The following is a 16,763-nucleotide window of genomic DNA, read 5'->3' as shown; positions in this document are numbered from 1 at the left end:
TTACGCCCAGCCGCCTGCGAAGGCATGTTCTGGCGAGGGTGAGCAGCGATGTCGGTGGCTTTAACAAGAAAGCGCCAAGAGGCGCGGATAGCTGAGCAGAGTGAGGCAAGCAATGACTGAACACGTTCAAGTCGGTGGCCTTAAGGTCGCCAAGATCCTTCTGGATTTCGTGAACAACGAAGCCATTCCCGGAACCGGTATTGAAGCCTCGGCGTTCTGGGCCGGTGCCGACGCGCTCATCCACGAGCTGGCACCGAAGAACAAAGCCCTGCTCGCCAAACGTGACGACTTCCAGGCGCGCATCGATGCCTGGCACCAGTCCAATGCGGGCAAGGCCCACGACGCCGTTGCTTACAAGGCGTTCCTGCAGGAAATCGGTTATCTGCTGCCAGAAGCGGCGGACTTCCAGATCACGACGCAAAACGTCGATGAAGAAATCGCCTCCATGGCCGGCCCGCAACTGGTGGTCCCGGTGATGAACGCCCGCTTCGCGTTGAATGCATCGAACGCCCGCTGGGGTTCGCTGTACGACGCGCTGTATGGCACAGACGCCATCTCTGAAGCTGGCGGCGCTGAAAAAGGCAAAGGCTACAACAAGGTCCGCGGCGACAAGGTCATCGCCTTCGCCCGAGCCTTCCTGGACGAGGCGGCGCCACTGGCCGCGGGCTCCCACGTTGATTCCACCAGCTATAAGATCGTCGACGGCGTTTTGATCGTCGGCCTGAAAGGCGGCAGCAACACCGGCCTGCGTGACGACGCGCAACTGATCGGCTTCCAGGGCGACGCCTCGGCACCGACCGCCCTCCTGCTCAAGCACAACGGCCTGCACTTCGAAATCCAGATCGACGCCACCAGCCCTGTCGGCCAGACCGACGCAGCGGGCATCAAAGACGTGCTGATGGAAGCCGCGCTGACCACCATCATGGACTGCGAAGACTCCATCGCGGCCGTCGATGCTGACGACAAAGTCGTGGTCTACCGCAATTGGCTGGGCCTGATGAAAGGCGATCTGTCTGAAGAAGTCACCAAGGGCGGCGCCAGCTTTACCCGCACCATGAACCCGGACCGCGTCTACACCTCACCAAAAGGCGAGCCGGTGACGCTGCACGGCCGTTCGCTGCTGTTCGTGCGCAACGTCGGTCACCTGATGACCATCGACGCCATCCTCGACAATCAGGGCAATGAGGTGCCGGAAGGCATTCTCGACGGCCTGCTGACCAGCCTCGCGGCGATCCACAACCTCAAGGGCAACACCTCGCGCGCCAATAGCCGCGCAGGCTCGCTGTACATCGTCAAACCGAAGATGCACGGCCCCGAAGAAGTGGCATTCACAAACGAGCTGTTCGGTCGCATCGAAGATGTGCTGAGCCTGCCGCGCAACACGCTGAAAGTCGGGATCATGGACGAGGAACGCCGTACGACAGTGAACCTCAAGGCGTGCATCAAAGCGGCCAGCGAGCGCGTGGTGTTCATCAACACCGGCTTCCTGGACCGCACTGGCGACGAGATTCACACTTCCATGGAAGCAGGCCCCGTCGTGCGCAAGGCGCAGATGAAGGCTGAAAAATGGATCGGTGCCTACGAGAACTCCAACGTCGATATTGGCTTGAAGTGCGGCCTGCAAGGGCGCGCGCAAATCGGTAAAGGGATGTGGGCCATGCCGGATTTGATGGCCGCGATGCTGGAGCAGAAAATCGCTCACCCGCTGGCCGGTGCCAACACGGCATGGGTCCCGTCGCCAACTGCGGCCGCCCTGCATGCGCTGCACTATCACAAGGTCGATGTGTTCGCCCGTCAGGCCGAACTGGCTCAACGTGCACCGGCGTCGGTCGATGACATTCTGACCATCCCGCTGGCGCCGAACACGAACTGGACGCCTGAGGAGATCCAGAACGAGCTGGACAACAACTCCCAGGGCATCCTCGGCTACGTGGTGCGCTGGATCGATCAGGGTGTGGGTTGCTCGAAGGTGCCGGATATCAATGACGTTGGCCTGATGGAAGACCGCGCGACACTGCGAATCTCCAGTCAGCACATTGCCAACTGGCTGCGTCATGGCGTTGTGAGCGAGGCGCAGGTGCTGGAAAGCCTCAAGCGCATGGCGCCGGTGGTGGACCGTCAGAACGCCAGCGATGCGCTGTACCGCCCACTGGCACCGGACTTCGACAGCAACATCGCCTTCCAGGCAGCGGTCGAACTGGTGATTGAAGGCACAAAACAGCCGAACGGCTATACCGAGCCGGTGCTGCACCGCCGTCGCCGGGAGTTCAAGGCGAAGAACGGGCTGTAAAAGGGCGCCAAACCAAAAAGGCGGTGTGTCGCAGGACACACCGCCTTTTTTATTCCCATCGTTGCGCGGTCGCTCTGAAGAATGCAGATCAACCTGTGGGAGCGAATTCATTCGCGAGAGGCCGGCACATTCGAAGCATCTCCATCGAATGTGAAATTGCTTCGCGAATGAATTCGCTCCCACAAAGTCCGGCAGCACCTCAATACTTGAGTCGTTCGCGCCTACAGAGGGAACTCTCCACCTTCACGACATCCCCAATTCCCGCTTCACCAGCCTCAACAGCTGCTTGGTGTTAATCGGCTTGAGCAGAAAATCCACGACACTCAGGTGCATCGCGTCGATGGCGTCGCGCACATGGGCGTCGCCCGAGACGATGATGATCGGCAAGGCAGCGCGGTCGGAATCCCTCACCTGTCGGATCAGGTCCAGCCCGTCGCACGGCGCCATCCGCAGATCGGTGATCAGCAGCGCAATGGACGGTCGGGTTTGCAGCAGGTGCATGGCACTGGTCCCGCCTGCGGCGGTAATGCAGCTGATGTCGTTGAGGCTGAGGATCTCGGCAAGAATTTCCCGAGCATCCTTGTCGTCATCGACGATCAATACCCGTTGTGGCGATTGTGATGGCGGCGCCATCATGACCTCATTGAGGGCTTCGCGCTCTTCATCACTCAAAATGTCGTGATCGAACATACCCGTCTCATTTTCCCGTCGACTTCATTCTGACAGCGCAAACAGACTGAATACGCTGCGCACTTTGTCGGCTTCATGCCTGGCCATTTCGGCCACCTGCGTGATGCGGTTTTACACCACGCTCCCTCGCACTCCAACGCCTTTTATGCGACCTAAGACTTACGTCCAATGGGCACTGCCCGATAAGCGGTCGACCATGGAGCCATAAAAACAAGCGGTATCGGTCATGAGCAAAGCGGACGCTTTCACCCAGGCAGGCAAGACAGCCGTGCTGCAAAACATTCACGGCACGATGCAGTTCCTGCAAAAATTCCCGCCATTCAATCAGATGGAAAGCGCCCACCTTGCCTATCTGGTGGAACAGTGCCAGCTGCGTTTCTACGCTACGGATGAGAGCATCATCAAGCCTGGCGATGGGCCAGTAGAGCACTTCTATATCGTCAAACAGGGTCGCGTCGTCGGGGAACGCCCGCATTCCGCGAAGGGCGGCACCGAAACCACCTTTGAAATCACCACCGGCGAATGTTTCCCCCTCGCCGCCCTGCTGGGCGAACGGGCCACGCGCACCGAGCATCTGGCGGCCGAAGACACGTTCTGCCTGCAACTGAACAAACAGGCTTTCATCAAACTCTTCGCGCTCTCCAGCGTCTTTCGAGATTTTGCGTTGCGGGGCGTCAGCAGCTTGCTTGAACAGGTGAATCAGCAAGTAAAGCAGAAGGCCGTGGAAACACTCGGCACGCAATACTCGTTGAACACCCGCCTGGGCGAATTGGCGATGCGTCACCCCGTAACCTGCTCGCCGGACACCCCGCTGCGCGAAGCCGTGAAGCAGATGGATGAACAACAGGTCGGCAGCATCGTGATCGTTGATGAAGACAAAGCGCCCTTGGGGATTTTCACGCTGCGCGACTTGCGCCAAGTGGTCGCCGACGTGAACGCTGACTTCGGCGGGCCGATCCGGCACAGCATGATCCAGGCGCCCTTCTACTTAAGTCCCGACGCCAGCGCCTTCGACGCCGCCATTGCCATGACCGAGCGGCACATTGCCCATGTGTGTCTGGTCAAGGATCAGCGCCTGTGCGGCGTGGTCTCCGAGCGCGATTTGTTCTCCCTGCAACGGGTGGACCTGGTGCACTTGGCGCGGACCATTCGCAGCGCCCCGCGTATCGATTCGCTGAGCAACATGCGCGGCGACATCGTGCAACTCGTGGATCGCATGCTGGCCCACGGCGCCTCGTCGACACAGATCACCCAGATCATCACGCTGCTCAACGACCACATGGTCTGCCGGGTCATCGAGCTGACGCTGGAAGAAAAAGGCGACCCCGGCGTGCCGTTCAGTTGGCTGTGTTTCGGCAGCGAAGGCCGCCGCGAACAGACGCTGTACACCGATCAGGACAACGGCATTCTGTTCGAAGCCAAGGACGCCGCCGAAGCCGCTGAAATACGCGGGCGTCTGCTGCCGATTGCCGAACGCATCAACCAGAGTCTGGCGCTGTGCGGCTTTGCGCTGTGCAAGGGCGGGATCATGGCCAGCAACCCCGAGCTTTGCCTGTCTCGGGTCGAATGGGCGCGGCGGTTTGGCGCGTTCATTCGCGAGGCAACGCCGGAAAACCTGCTGTCTTCCAGCATTTATTTCGACCTGCGGGTGGTCTGGGGCGACGAAAGCGGTGGCGAGCAATTGCGCCAGAGCATTCTGGCGCAGGTTGCCGACAACAAACTCTTCCAGCGCATGCTGGCCGACAACGCGTTGCGCCAGCGGCCTCCAGTCGGGCGCTTCAAGGATTTCGTCGTGGCGCGCAAAGGCAGCGAAAAGGACACGCTGGACCTCAAGACCCAAGGCCTGACTCCCTTCGTCGACGGGGCACGGCTGCTGGCATTGGCGAACGGCATCGCCGCCAACAACACCCTCGAACGGCTGCGCCAACTGGTCACGAAGGAAGTGATCGACCCCCTGGACGGCGCGGCGTATGAAGAGGCCTATCACTTCATTCAGCAAACCAGAATGCAGCAGCACCAACAGCAGAGCCGACAAAACCTGCCGTATTCAAACCGGATCGACCCGGATGTGCTCAATCATCTGGATCGTCGCATCCTGCGCGAGTCGTTCCGACAGGCACAGCGCCTGCAATCCAGTCTGACCCTGCGTTACCAACTCTAAGCGACTTGCCATGAACCTGTTCCAGTGGCTCAAGCCACCCAAACGCACCAAGGCGCCTGATCTCACTGCCGAACAGACAGAGCGGTTGAGCAACCTCCCCCGAGCTGCTGCGCTGAGGGCTGATTCGCTGCGCAAACAACGCTGGGTAGTGATGGACCTTGAGACCAGCGGCCTGAACATGAGCCGCGATGAAGTGCTGTCGATTGGCGCGGTGGTGATCGAAGACGGCGCCATCGACCTGGGTCAGCAATTCGAGCGCACCCTGCTGCGCCCCGATCACAAACTCAGTCCCAGCGTGTTGATCCACGGTTTGGGGCCGAGTGCGATTGCGGCGGGCAGCGAGCCGGTCGAAGCACTGCTGGATTTCATGGACTTCGTGGGAGACAGCCCAATGCTGGCGTTTCATGCGCCCTTCGACCAGCACATGCTCGGGCGCGCATTAAAGGAAAGCCTCGGCTACAAGCTGCAGCACCCGTTTTTAGACGTGGCGGACATCGCACCCCTGCTTTGTCCCCAAGCCTGTTTGCGGCAGGCGGGGCTGGACGACTGGACCGGCTTTTTCGGACTGCATGCCGAGGAGCGCCATCACGCCAGTGCCGACGCGCTCGTCACGGCCGAACTGGCGCTGATCCTGATGAGCCATGCGCGACGGCAGGAAATGGACAGTCCATTGCTGCTTGAGCAAGGTCTGGCGAAGTGGCGGCGTCGGCAGCAGTCGCATTCTTTTTGAGTGAGAACACGTCGCCTGGCTGAACAGGTGCTTCCCTGTGAGAGCGAATTCATTCGCGAAAGATGTTTCAGACGATAAAGAAGGTCGGATCTACCACCGCCTTGCGAATGAATTCGCTCCTACAGTTCGTTTCGCACATCCTCTCTCGCCATTTCCTACAGCAACCGCTCAGCCCAATCCGATCGGCGCCAATTGCCAGCACCGACGCGCTCTGACACAATCGCGAATAATTCTCGTTAGTTACTTTGTTCTCTTCGGTGCGTACGTGTCGTCACTCCAAAGTCCTCAACATCAGCTTGTCGGAACGCTCTATCGCGACCATCGCAGCTGGTTGCTGGCCTGGCTAAAGCGCAACGTCGCCTGCCCGCACCGTGCCGAGGACTTGAGCCAGGACACCTTCATTCGCCTTCTGGGGCGCGAGCAACTGGAAGTGCCGCGCGAACCCAGGGCATTTCTCGTGCAGGTCGCCAAGGGTCTGCTGTTCGATTACTTCCGGCGTGCAGCGCTGGAACAGGCCTACCTCAGTGAGTTGATGCTGATTCCCGAAGCCGAACACCCTTCGCTCGAAGAGCAGCAACTCATCCTCGAAGACCTCAAAGCCATCGACCGCATGCTCGGCAAGCTGTCGAGCAAGGCGCGGGCAGCGTTCCTCTATAACCGTCTGGATGGCCTGAGCCACGCCGAGATCGCGGAAAAGGTCGGCGTTTCTGTTCCTCGCGTCCGGCAATACCTCGCCCAAGGCATGCGTCAGTGCTATGTCGCCCTCTATGGCGAGCCGATATGAGCATTCCGACGCGCCCGGTTTCATCGCACGTGCTGGACGCCGCGATCGCCTGGCAGCTTTGCCTGGACTGCGGACAAGGCAGCGAAGCCGAGCGGGAAGAGTTTGCCAAATGGTACGCCGCCAGCGAAGAACACGCCCGGGCATGGTCGCAACTGGGCATGCTCGATCAGCGATTCGTACGCGCCACCGGGCCTGCCCGTTCGGCGCTTCTGCGTTCGCGTGAAGGCGTTGGCCGACAGATGCGCAAAGTCGGTCGCGGGGTAGCGGGTTTTGTCCTTGCTCTTGGTTTGACGCTGTTCTTGGGTGACCGCTTTTTACCGATGAATTATTGGCTGGCGGACCAACGCACCGCGACCGGCGAGCAGCGCACCATTCGGCTTTCAGACAACACTCTCATTCGACTCAACACCCATAGCGCTTTGGACGTGAAGTTCGACGCCAAACAACGTCGGGTCATTCTTCAGGAAGGCGAAATCTTCGTCGAAACCGGCAGCCACGAAGACCCACGGCCTTTTATCGTCGAAACCGACGAAGGCCAGATGCGGGCGCTGGGTACGAAATTTCTGGTCAAGCGCCGGGACGACGGCACCTTGGTGAGCGTGCTGCAATCCGCCGTGGCGGCTCATCCCCAGGCGTCCGACAACGAGATGATTTTGCGTGAGGGTCAGCAAATGCTGATCCAGCGCCACAGCCTGGGGCCGATGGTCGCGATTGCGCCCGGTGCAGACGCGTGGATGCGCGGCATGCTCGTAGTGGACAACGCCGCGCTCAAGGACGTCATCGCGGAAATTGGCCGATACAGGGCAGGTTTTTTGAGCGTGGCGCCGGAAGTGGCTGATCTGAGAATCACCGGCAGCTTCCCGCTGAACGACACCGACCTCGCCCTGAAGGCCCTGATGCCCACCCTGCCCGTGGCCATCGAAGCGCGCACGCACTGGTGGGTGACGGTGGTGGCCAATGATGCGAGGCAGACCCGCAAGCTGTAGGTCAAAGGCAATTCGCTTTCACAGGGCTTAGCCTTTGTACACCTGGTGAACCTGCGAAATTGTAAATCTAAATTATTTTCGATTCGGCCCTATCACTTTTGAAATCTCGTGCGGCACATAGGCATTGAGAACAATTCCACTCAGGAGCCGCCCATGTCCCGCACGCTTCAAACCCTTCTGCGACCGAGCTTGTTGGCTGTCGCCGTTGCTCTGACCGTTCCGTTGGCAAGCACGCACGTCATGGCCGCCTCGCAGGCGGCCAGCGTTCGTCCGTACAACCTGCCTGCGGCATCGCTGTCCACGACTCTGACCCAGATTGCCAGCCAGGCGGGCGTCGCGCTGTCGCTGGACCCGTCGCTGGCAGCGGGTCGCACGTCGGCGCCGGTTCAGGGTCAGTTCGATGCGCCGGGCGCCATGGCCCAGGCGTTGCGTGGCACGGGCCTGCAACTGAGCCAGACGTCAGCGGGCACGTACAGCGTGATCGCCGCGCCAGAAGGCGTGATGGCGCTTCCGGAAACCAGCATTCAAGGTCGCCAGGACGGGTTTGAAAGCGCATGGGGTCCGGCTGAGGGTTATGCCGCCACTCGCACCGCTGCGGGCACCAAAACGGATACCGCGCTGGCCGAGGCACCGCGTTCTATCTCCGTTGCCACGCGCCAGCAAATGCAGGACCGCGCCGTTCAAAACCTCGACGACGCCGTGCGTTACATGCCGGGGGTGGTCGCCAGCAGCTACGGCAGCGACAGCCGCGCAGAATGGCTGAAAATCCGCGGTTTCGAGCCGACTCAGTTCCTCGATGGCCTGCCGCTGCCGAAAGGCGCCTACGTCATGCCGAAAATGGAAACCTGGGACCTGGAGCGCGTTGCCGTGCTGCGCGGCCCGGCCTCTTCGGTTTACGGCCAAACGCCTCCGGGCGGCATGATCGACATGGTCAGTCGTCGCCCGCAAGCTGAAGCCAGCCATGAGATTCAGGCTCAGGTCGGCAGCTACAACCGCAAGCAGATCAGCTTCGACAGCACCGGCAAAATCGACGACGCGGACACGTTTGAATACCGCGTCAGCGGTGTGGTCCGCGACAGCGGCACGACCGTCGATCACATTGACGACAAGCGCTACAACATTGCGCCGAGCCTGACGTGGAACATCAACCCGGACACCAAGCTGACGTTCCTCAGCCAGTTCAACCGCGACGATACCGGCAGCACCAGCCAGTTCTTGCCGATCCAGGGCACCAAATACCCGTCGGCCGCCGGTCATGTGAAATACCACGAGAACCTGGGCGATCCGCACTGGGAAAACTACGACAAAACCTATTACGCACTGGGTTATGCCTTCGAAACGCGCCTGAACGACGTCTGGCAGTTCAAGCAAAACCTGCGCTACACGAAAAGTGATCTGGAATTCCACACCATTACCGCAGGCGGCTTCTTCGGCTCGGTGGCGGACGACGGCACACTTTCCCGCGGCGCCAACGTCGTGAACGAAGACATGAGCCAGTTTGCGCTGGACAACAACTTCCAGGCTGACTTCGACACTGGCGCGCTCAAGCACACCTTGCTGCTGGGGCTGGATTACCAGCGCATCAACCACAACTACAAGTGGTTGTTCGGCAGCGCGCCAAACAGCAACATCATCACGCCGATCTATGGTCAGGACTTCAGCAAAGTCGCTTACACGGCGTTCCAGAACTACAACCAGAAAACGGACGACGTCGGTGCCTACTTTCAGGACCAGATGGCCCTGGACAACTGGCGCCTGACCCTGGGCGGTCGTCAAGACCTGCTCAAGACCGAGTCCAAGTTCTACAACACCAATCAGTCTGATGACCGCACCGACAGCGCCTTCACCGGCAACGCGGCACTGAGCTATGTCTTCGACTCGGGCTTTACTCCTTACGTTTCCTACGCCGAGTCGTTCCAGGCAGAACAAGGTGGCGCCAATGGCAACGCCTTCAAGCCGGGCACTGGCAAGCAGTACGAAGCGGGGATCAAGTACCAGCCTCCGGGCACCGACCTGCTGTTCACAGCCGCTGCTTACGACCTGACCCGTCGCGACATCGTGCTGAGCGACACACTGGGCGTGCAGCGTCCTCTGGGTGAAGCGAAAGTACGGGGTTTCGAACTGGAAGCCGTCGGTAACGTCACCGACAACCTGAAAGTGACCGCGTCGTACACCTACGCCAACAGCAAGATGACCAAAGTTACCGATCCGCTGGACAAGAACCGTCCACTGCCGCTGACGCCTGAAAACGCTGCTTCCATCTGGGGCGACTACACCTGGCATACCGGGCTGCTCGACGGCTTCGGTCTGGGCTTCGGTGCACGCTACATCGGCGAAACCGACAACATTGCCATTGGCAGCTACGGCTTCGTTGCTGACTCGAACTACGGTCACAGCAATGCTTACACCGTCTATGACGCGGCCGTTCATTACGACCTCGGTCGCATGAACAACTCCCTCAAAGGCGTGAGCGTCTCGGTGAACGCGAACAACGTGTTCGACAAGGAATACATTTCCACGTGCGACGGCTTCTATTGCTACTTCGGTGATCGCCGCAGCGTGCTCGCAAGCGTGGACTACAAATGGTAATCGTTTAAACTCTCGAAACTGTACAACAAGGGCCGCTCGCAACAGCGGCCCTTTTGCTTTCGCTTAAACTCGGTACCCGCCCCATGAAGAGCCAAACCATCCGCCGCTGGTCGTTCATCCACACGTGGAGCAGCCTGATTTGCACGCTGTTTCTGCTGATGCTGTCGATCACCGGCCTGCCGCTGGTGTTTCATCATGAGATCGATCACCTGCTCGGCGATGCCCCTGAAATCAAGGAAATGCCCGCCGATACGCCGCGCATGGACCTCCAGCAACTGGTAAAAGCCGCCGAAGCCCATCGCCCCGGCGAGGTCGTCCAATACTTCGGCTGGGACGAAGACGAGCCCAACGGCATCTATGCGTACATGGGCAAGACAGCGGGTGGCGACCCCAACGATACCCATACTTTCATGCTCGACGCCCGCACCGGCGAAGCGGTTGAAACACCGTCAGCCAACGGCGGTTTCATGATGGTGATGCTGCGTTTGCATGTGGACATGTACGCCGGGCTGCCCGGAAAGCTGCTACTCGCCTTCATGGGGCTGCTTTTTGTATTAGCGATTATTTCAGGCGTAGTGCTGTATGCGCCGTTCATGCGCCGACTGGATTTCGCCACCGTGCGCCCGAACAAATCGACGCGCGTGCGCTGGCTCGATCTGCACAACCTCATTGGTGTAGTGACCCTGACGTGGGCCACCGTGGTCGGCATCACCGGCGTGCTCAACGCCTGCGCAGACCTGGTGATCGCGCAATGGCGCAACGACTCACTCGCCGCGATGGTCGCGCCCTACAAGGACGCACCGCCGCTGACCGACCGCGCACCCGCCACGCGCTTACTGGACATCGCCAAGACCACGGTGCCGGGCGCTGAGCCTTCGTTTATCGCGTTTCCCGGCTCGCGCTTTTCCAGCGAGCACCACTACTCAGTGTTCATGAAGGGCGACACGCACCTGACCTCGCACTTGCTGACACCCGTGCTGATCGACGCGAAAGACCTGACCGTCACGGCCATCGTCAGTAGCCCGTGGTACATGGACGCGCTACTGCTGTCGCAACCGCTCCACTTCGGCGATTACGGCGGCATGCCGATGAAAATCCTGTGGGGCGTGCTGGATGTGCTGACCATCATCGTGCTGGGCAGCGGCGTGTACCTGTGGTGGGTGCGGCGCAAAGCGGCGACAACGGCTAATGTTCGTCAGGCAGTGGAGGCAGCATGACCCGGCACAGGAAGCATTCGGGGTTCTGGAAGACTTTCGCCAAACCGACATGGATCGCCGCGCTCACCGCCGCCGGCCTGTTCGCCGCGCTGCTGGGTGATGGCGCGTGGGACGTGCTGTCATGGGTCGGCATGGGCATTCCGGCCTGGTTAAGCCTCAAGGGATTGATGGTGCGGCGACGGGCTTGACTGCCGATCCAGCGAAACCCGGTAGAACATTGCGCGGGGCACTGGCCCTGACTAGTCTTAGGTCCAGTTCGCTCAGAGGAATGTCCATGTCCCCCAGCATGACGCTGTATTTCAACCCGGCCTCGCCGTTCTCGCGCAAGGTGCTGATTCTGCTCCACGAAACGGGACAGACAGGGAGAGTTCACCTCAAGCCGGTCAATGTCACGCCCGTCAATCCCAATGCCGAGGTGTGTCATGACAACCCTTCCGGCAAAATCCCCGCGCTGGTCCTCGCTGACGACAATGTCATCCACGACAGCCGGGTGATCCTCGACTATCTGGACCATCAACACGTCGGTAACCCGCTGATCCCCCGCGAAGGCCCGTCGCGCTGGCGACGCTTGACACTGGCGTCACTGGCCGACGCGATTCTCGACGCAGCTGTATTGATCCGCTACGAGACCTTTCTTCGCCCCGAGGAGAAACAGTGGAATGACTGGCTCGAAAACCAGAGCGAAAAAATCGCCCGATCGCTTTCCTATTTCGAAACCGAAGCGGTAACTGAGCTGAGTGCGCGTTTCGACATCGCGTCGATCAGCCTCGCCAGCGGGTTGGGCTATCTGGACTTCCGCCAACCCGACCTGGGCTGGCGCAGCACCTATCCCCGCCTGGCCAGCTGGTATTACGAGGTCAGCCAGCGTCCATCGATGCTGGAGACCCAGCCACCCGCTTAGTCTTTCTGCAGCTCAAGCGGACCCTGTGGCAGCGAATTCATTCGCGAAGTAAGGTGGGGTCCACGCAAACCCGTCGGATGTACCCGCCTCTCGCGTGTACATTCACTCCCACAGATATCCAGCGTCAGCCAACGGCCGATTTCCCTGGAAAGCCCACGGCCCATCCGCTGATCCTCCCGCAACCCTAGCCAGTGACTCATTGGGCCACCTCCGAGGAGGCTACGACGGGTTTGGCCGGTCGCTGAGCGATGGCGTACCAATCAAGTTTGCGGGTCAGCACCATGAACACCACCAACAAGCCGAACAACAGCAACGAGCCCATCAGCAATGCGTAATCTTCGGCGCTGAGCAACCCATAAAGCAGCGCGTACAACGTGCCCAGCCCAATGCCGAACCCCGTCCCATGCGCCACGCTACCCAGCACGTGGGAGACATAAAAGCTGATGAGCGCGACGCAGACCGTTGCCGAGATCAGATAGGCGACTCCAAAGCCGATGTGCTCCGACAGCGACAACAGCAACAGGTAAAACAGCGCCAGCGCCGCACCGACCAGGGCGTATTGAACCGGGTGCACGGCCAGCCCCTTGAGCACTTCGAACAGCAGGAAACCGGCAAACGTCAGCGCGATGAACAGCAGCGCGTATTTGATCGAGCGATCTGCCTTGAGGTATTGATCGACCGGCGAGATGAAGCTGACGCCAAAGCTGCGTGACGTGAGCTCAGTGCAGACTTTCGACGCCGGGCAGCGATTAAGAATGTCCTGCAAATTAGTTGAGAAGAATGAGGTTTCCCAAGTGGCATTGAAATTCGTGTCGGACACGTTGCGAGCGCTGGGCAGGAAATTGCCGATGAAGCTGGGGTGCGGCCAATCCGCAGAAAGCTCCACGCGGCTGGATTTGCCGACGGGCGTGACCTGAAGCTGCCCGGTGCCTTGCAGGCGCAGGTCGAAGGCGAAATTCAGTGTCGTTTTCTCAGCGCCGTCTTCCGCCGGTAGCATGACCCTGACGCCTTCGCCGAGCAGCGGAACATCGGTGCCCGGCACGAAATCGAATGTCTTGCCGTCAAGGTTCAGCTTCAGATCATTTTCGATGCCACGAACATCGCTGATACCCACCGCCAGGAACGGCTCGTCGAAATGGTAATTCTTGTATTCGTCGCCTAACCCGAAACGTTCAGGCAAAACGAAATTGCCCGCGATCGTGTTGGTCGCATGGTAGAGCCGCGCCTCGTAAATACCCCGAGCGCGCACCTCGGTCTGCACCTTGCCGTTGAGGGTGAATTCATCGGGGAGAAAATACAGCCGCCCTCGCTCTTCGACAGGCTCCTCGTAACGTTGTTGAGTGACCTCGCTGCGGCGAGACGCCTGAACGGTCCTGCGATACGGCACGATCAGCACGGGGCCGGTCAGTTGCTGGCTATAACTGGAACTGCGAGCGATGTCGTGGATCACAACGTTGCGCCGACTCTGCCGGTCCTGAATGATCCCGTTGATCATCATCAGCGGGATCAACAAGAGCAGCATCAGCAGCCCGATCATCCCCAGTTTGTACAACGACACGCCTTTGTTCATGTGACTCTCCCGGTTTTCGATAGGAAGAGTGTGAGAAGCCCGTGTGGAGGAATGATGGGGTGAATGTGGAGTTTGTGTGGAGATCGGCTACAGAAGAACGCTCACCAGAACGCCGCCTTCAACATTTCCAATGTGCAGTTCACCGCCGTGCAGCTGCACCACTTCCTCAACGAAATTGAGTCCAAGCCCCGTGCTTTTACGGCCGCTGTCAGGCCTTGGCAGTGAATAAAAGCGCTCACTCAGGCGAGGCAGTGCGTAGTCGGGAATGGCTTCGGCGCTGTTGAACAGACTGACACGCAGCCGCTCACCCTCTCGCTCGGCAGAGAAGCGCAATGTGCCCTCGCCCGGAGTGAAGTCCAGCGCGTTCTCCACCAGATTGGCGAACGCCTGACGTAACAGAAAACGTTCGCCCGTGACGCTGACGTCCGGCCCAATCGACTGCTCGATCTTCAGCCGTTTGCGCTCAATGCGCCCACTTTGAGCCGCGAGAACGTCATCGATCAATTCCGCAACAGGTACGCTGACAGACTCTTCCAGCGCCTGGCGTTGCTCGACCATCGCCAGGTTCAGGAGTCGCTCGATCAACTGCTGCATCCGTGCGCTCTCGTTGTCGATGTTGCTGATGAAACGCCGACGTTGCTCGGAGGGCATGTCTTCGTGAAGTAACTCCGCTGCCCCACGGATGGCCGCCAACGGGCTTTTCAGCTCGTGAGTCAGCGTATGCACATACCGTTCGACGTAGGCCTTGCCCTCAAGCTGTGTGCGCATGTGCTCCACTGCGTGTGAGAGTTGCGCCAGCTCGCCGCCCCGGTAATGTGGCAGCTCGGCGCGTCGCCCTTCACTCACAGCCTGCGCGTAGCTCGTCAGCCGGCGTAAGGCGTGGCTCAGCCAACTCGACAGCAGCGCGGCGAATAACAGCCCCAACACCACCAGCCCGGCGCCATACCAGAGCAAGCGTCGCTCGGTCCGGTCCACATAGGGTTGCAGCGAGCTGTTAGGTTTGGCGACGGTCACGACGCCGATGATCTGCCCGCCGTCACGAATCGGCGCGCCGACGTGCATCACGGACGAGTCCGGGTTGTGTGGATCGAGGCGCGTCGAACGCGCGCCGTACTCGCCTCGCAAGGTCAGGTAGACGTCGTTCCAGCGCGAGTAATCCTGCCCCACCGCTTCGCCGCTGGAGTCGAGCAGCACGATGCCTTTGGCGTCGGTCACGTAAACCCGGTTGTTGACCTGATTCTTCGGCAAGCCCCAGATCGTTGCGCCCGGCTGACGCAGACCGTAGGCCTTCAACACCTCGGGGAAATGGCTCTGGCTCAAAGTGCGGTTCTTGACGTCCTCACGAAGCACTTCGGCCAGCAGGTTGGCCGTGTCGACCAAGGTTTCCTCTGTGGACTGACGAACGCCGGGACGGACTTCCTTCATCACGGTACTGAGCACGAAATAGCCGGTCAGGCCGATGAACAGCGCATAGACCAGAAAAATCCGGATGCTCAGGCGCATCAGCTACGCTCCGGGCTGTAGCTGTACCCCAAGCCACGATGGGTCTGGATCGGCTCCGCATCGGGCGCAATCATGCGCAGTTTGGCGCGCACGCTCTTGATGTGACTGTCGATGCTGCGCTCATAGCCTGCATCGCTGGGCACGCCCAACGCGTCGAGCAATTGCTCGCGACTGAATACCCGCTGGGGTTGTTCCAGCAAGCACTGCAACAGCCGAAATTCGTGACGCGTGAGGCCAAGCGGTTGCCCGCGATAGGTGATGAGCACGCGATCCGCGTCGATCAAAAAATGACCATTGCTGGAGGCCGAGGGATCGATGCGTGGTGACATACGCTTGAGAATCGCCCGAACCCGCGCGGTGACTTCCCGGGGGCTGAAAGGCTTGACGACGTAATCGTCGGCGCCGATTTCAAGCCCCACCACCCGGTCGATTTCACCATCGCGAGCACTCAGAAACATCACCGGCACTTCGGTGAAACGGCGCAGTTGCTTGCAGGTTTCGAAGCCGCTGATATCGGGCAAACCGATGTCGAGGATGACCAGATCGGCGGGGGTCGCGCGCTGATACTCGACGGCCGCCAGCCCCAGCGTCTGCCACGTGGTGGTGAAACCCTCGCCCTGCAAGGCATAGACGAGGGTATCGGCGATGGCGGCTTCATCTTCGACAATCAGAATGTGGGGCATGGCATCCGAGCACTTGGCGTAAAGCCGGAACGGTGCCGGATATCAGGTCCGCACGTCAATCGGCGCTACGGCTTCATCAGCACTCGGGCTTGTCGGCGGTGTAACGACGGGCCGGGTTCACGGCCGCGCCGAATTCACGCAAGGCCTTGGCGCCGATCAGTAACGGGTAGTTGAAATGGCTGCGGTCTACAAGGTTCACCTCGACGGTGCGCTTGACGTTGCCGAGGCAAAGCTCCAGGTCCACCACCGGGCGTTTGGTCGGATCGACCGGCTCATCGTCATCATCGCCATCGGACCGGCCTTTGATGCGGCTGATGCGCGACACCTTGTGTTCGTAGACCTTGTTATCAGCGTCTTTGGTGGCCAGACGGAAGCGCACCCAGTCATCGCCATCCCGCTTGAACAGCTCGATGTCCTTGGCCGACAACGAGGCAGTGAGCGCGCCGGTGTCCATCTTGGCCTTGAAGGTTTCGCCGAACTCCGAAACCTGAATGTACTCGTAGCGACCGTACAACGTCGGTTCGGCGGCCATGACAGGCAACGCCAGCAGAGACAGAAGCGCCAGAAGGGATTTCACGTAACAGGTTCCTCGCAATGGGGTGGGCGTTGCACGAGCCCGATTTTAGACCGCAACTTTGGGGTTCGTTCGCTTACAAAGA

General features: G+C 60.1%; 14 protein-coding genes. 9 read left to right on the top strand and 5 right to left on the bottom strand.

Annotated elements, in window-relative coordinates; genetic code table 11:
* Positions 1-112 precede the first annotated feature (112 nt).
* The gene (locus ACWKWE_RS25300) at positions 113-2,290 is read left to right on the top strand and encodes a malate synthase G (protein WP_483852033.1); all 2,178 of its coding nucleotides are present in this window, start codon (positions 113-115) and stop codon (positions 2,288-2,290) included.
* A 243-nt stretch (positions 2,291-2,533) separates the two neighbouring features.
* On the opposite strand, the gene ACWKWE_RS25295 is transcribed toward ACWKWE_RS25300, so the two are convergent.
* Positions 2,534-2,980, bottom strand: coding sequence for a response regulator (locus ACWKWE_RS25295; RefSeq protein ID WP_166595652.1), 447 nt, complete (start codon positions 2,978-2,980; stop codon positions 2,534-2,536).
* Positions 2,981-3,206: 226 nt separating this feature from the next.
* Between ACWKWE_RS25295 and ACWKWE_RS25290 the strand changes: the two genes are divergently transcribed.
* The 8 genes from ACWKWE_RS25290 (at position 3,207) to ACWKWE_RS25255 (ending at position 12,348) form a co-directional block, all read left to right on the top strand.
* A complete protein-coding gene (locus tag ACWKWE_RS25290; protein WP_166595653.1) occupies positions 3,207-5,141 on the top strand; it encodes a putative nucleotidyltransferase substrate binding domain-containing protein in 1,935 nt (644 codons plus the stop codon).
* 10 nt (positions 5,142-5,151) lie between these two features.
* Complete coding sequence (locus ACWKWE_RS25285) at positions 5,152-5,871, top strand: 3'-5' exonuclease (RefSeq protein ID WP_483852032.1); 720 nt, start codon at positions 5,152-5,154, stop codon at positions 5,869-5,871.
* A 265-nt stretch (positions 5,872-6,136) separates the two neighbouring features.
* Entirely contained in the window at positions 6,137-6,655 is a 519-nt protein-coding gene (locus ACWKWE_RS25280; protein WP_483852031.1) for an RNA polymerase sigma factor, read from the top strand.
* Positions 6,656-6,657: 2 nt separating this feature from the next.
* Positions 6,658-7,641, top strand: a complete 984-nt coding sequence (locus tag ACWKWE_RS25275; RefSeq protein WP_166595888.1) for a FecR domain-containing protein — start codon at positions 6,658-6,660, stop codon at positions 7,639-7,641.
* Between the two features lie 153 nt (positions 7,642-7,794).
* A complete protein-coding gene (locus ACWKWE_RS25270; RefSeq protein WP_483852030.1) occupies positions 7,795-10,230 on the top strand; it encodes a TonB-dependent siderophore receptor in 2,436 nt (811 codons plus the stop codon).
* An 83-nt stretch (positions 10,231-10,313) separates the two neighbouring features.
* Positions 10,314-11,447 (top strand): PepSY-associated TM helix domain-containing protein, encoded by a 1,134-nt coding sequence (locus tag ACWKWE_RS25265; protein ID WP_166595657.1) that lies wholly within the window; start codon positions 10,314-10,316, stop codon positions 11,445-11,447.
* On the top strand, positions 11,444-11,635 hold the full coding sequence (locus tag ACWKWE_RS25260; protein ID WP_483852029.1) for a hypothetical protein: 192 nt from the start codon (positions 11,444-11,446) through the stop codon (positions 11,633-11,635). Before ACWKWE_RS25265 ends, ACWKWE_RS25260 begins: the two co-directional genes overlap by 4 nt.
* A 98-nt stretch (positions 11,636-11,733) precedes the next feature.
* On the top strand, positions 11,734-12,348 hold the full coding sequence (locus ACWKWE_RS25255) for a glutathione S-transferase family protein (protein ID WP_166595889.1): 615 nt from the start codon (positions 11,734-11,736) through the stop codon (positions 12,346-12,348).
* A 196-nt stretch (positions 12,349-12,544) separates the two neighbouring features.
* Here ACWKWE_RS25255 and creD read toward each other — a convergent pair whose 3' ends face one another.
* The 4 genes from creD to rloA2 all read right to left on the bottom strand — a co-directional run bounded on the left by creD (position 12,545) and on the right by rloA2 (position 16,681).
* Positions 12,545-13,918, bottom strand: a complete 1,374-nt coding sequence (gene creD, locus ACWKWE_RS25250) for a cell envelope integrity protein CreD (RefSeq protein ID WP_483852028.1) — start codon at positions 13,916-13,918, stop codon at positions 12,545-12,547.
* Between the two features lie 87 nt (positions 13,919-14,005).
* Complete coding sequence (gene creC / locus ACWKWE_RS25245) at positions 14,006-15,421, bottom strand: two-component system sensor histidine kinase CreC (protein WP_483852027.1); 1,416 nt, start codon at positions 15,419-15,421, stop codon at positions 14,006-14,008.
* Positions 15,421-16,104 (bottom strand): two-component system response regulator CreB, encoded by a 684-nt coding sequence (gene creB / locus ACWKWE_RS25240; protein ID WP_166595661.1) that lies wholly within the window; start codon positions 16,102-16,104, stop codon positions 15,421-15,423. The genes creC and creB overlap by 1 nt, the downstream gene beginning before the upstream one ends.
* 76 nt (positions 16,105-16,180) lie before the next feature.
* Positions 16,181-16,681 carry a retropepsin-like aspartic peptidase RloA2 gene (rloA2, locus tag ACWKWE_RS25235; protein WP_166595662.1) on the bottom strand — a complete coding sequence of 167 codons (501 nt, stop codon included), beginning with the start codon at positions 16,679-16,681 and terminating at the stop codon, positions 16,181-16,183.
* Between the last annotated feature and the right edge of the window lie 82 nt (positions 16,682-16,763).

Source organism: Pseudomonas salicis (assembly GCF_057128705.1).
Note: the sequence above shows the minus strand (reverse complement) of the source record. Positions and strands in the feature narration are given on the sequence as shown.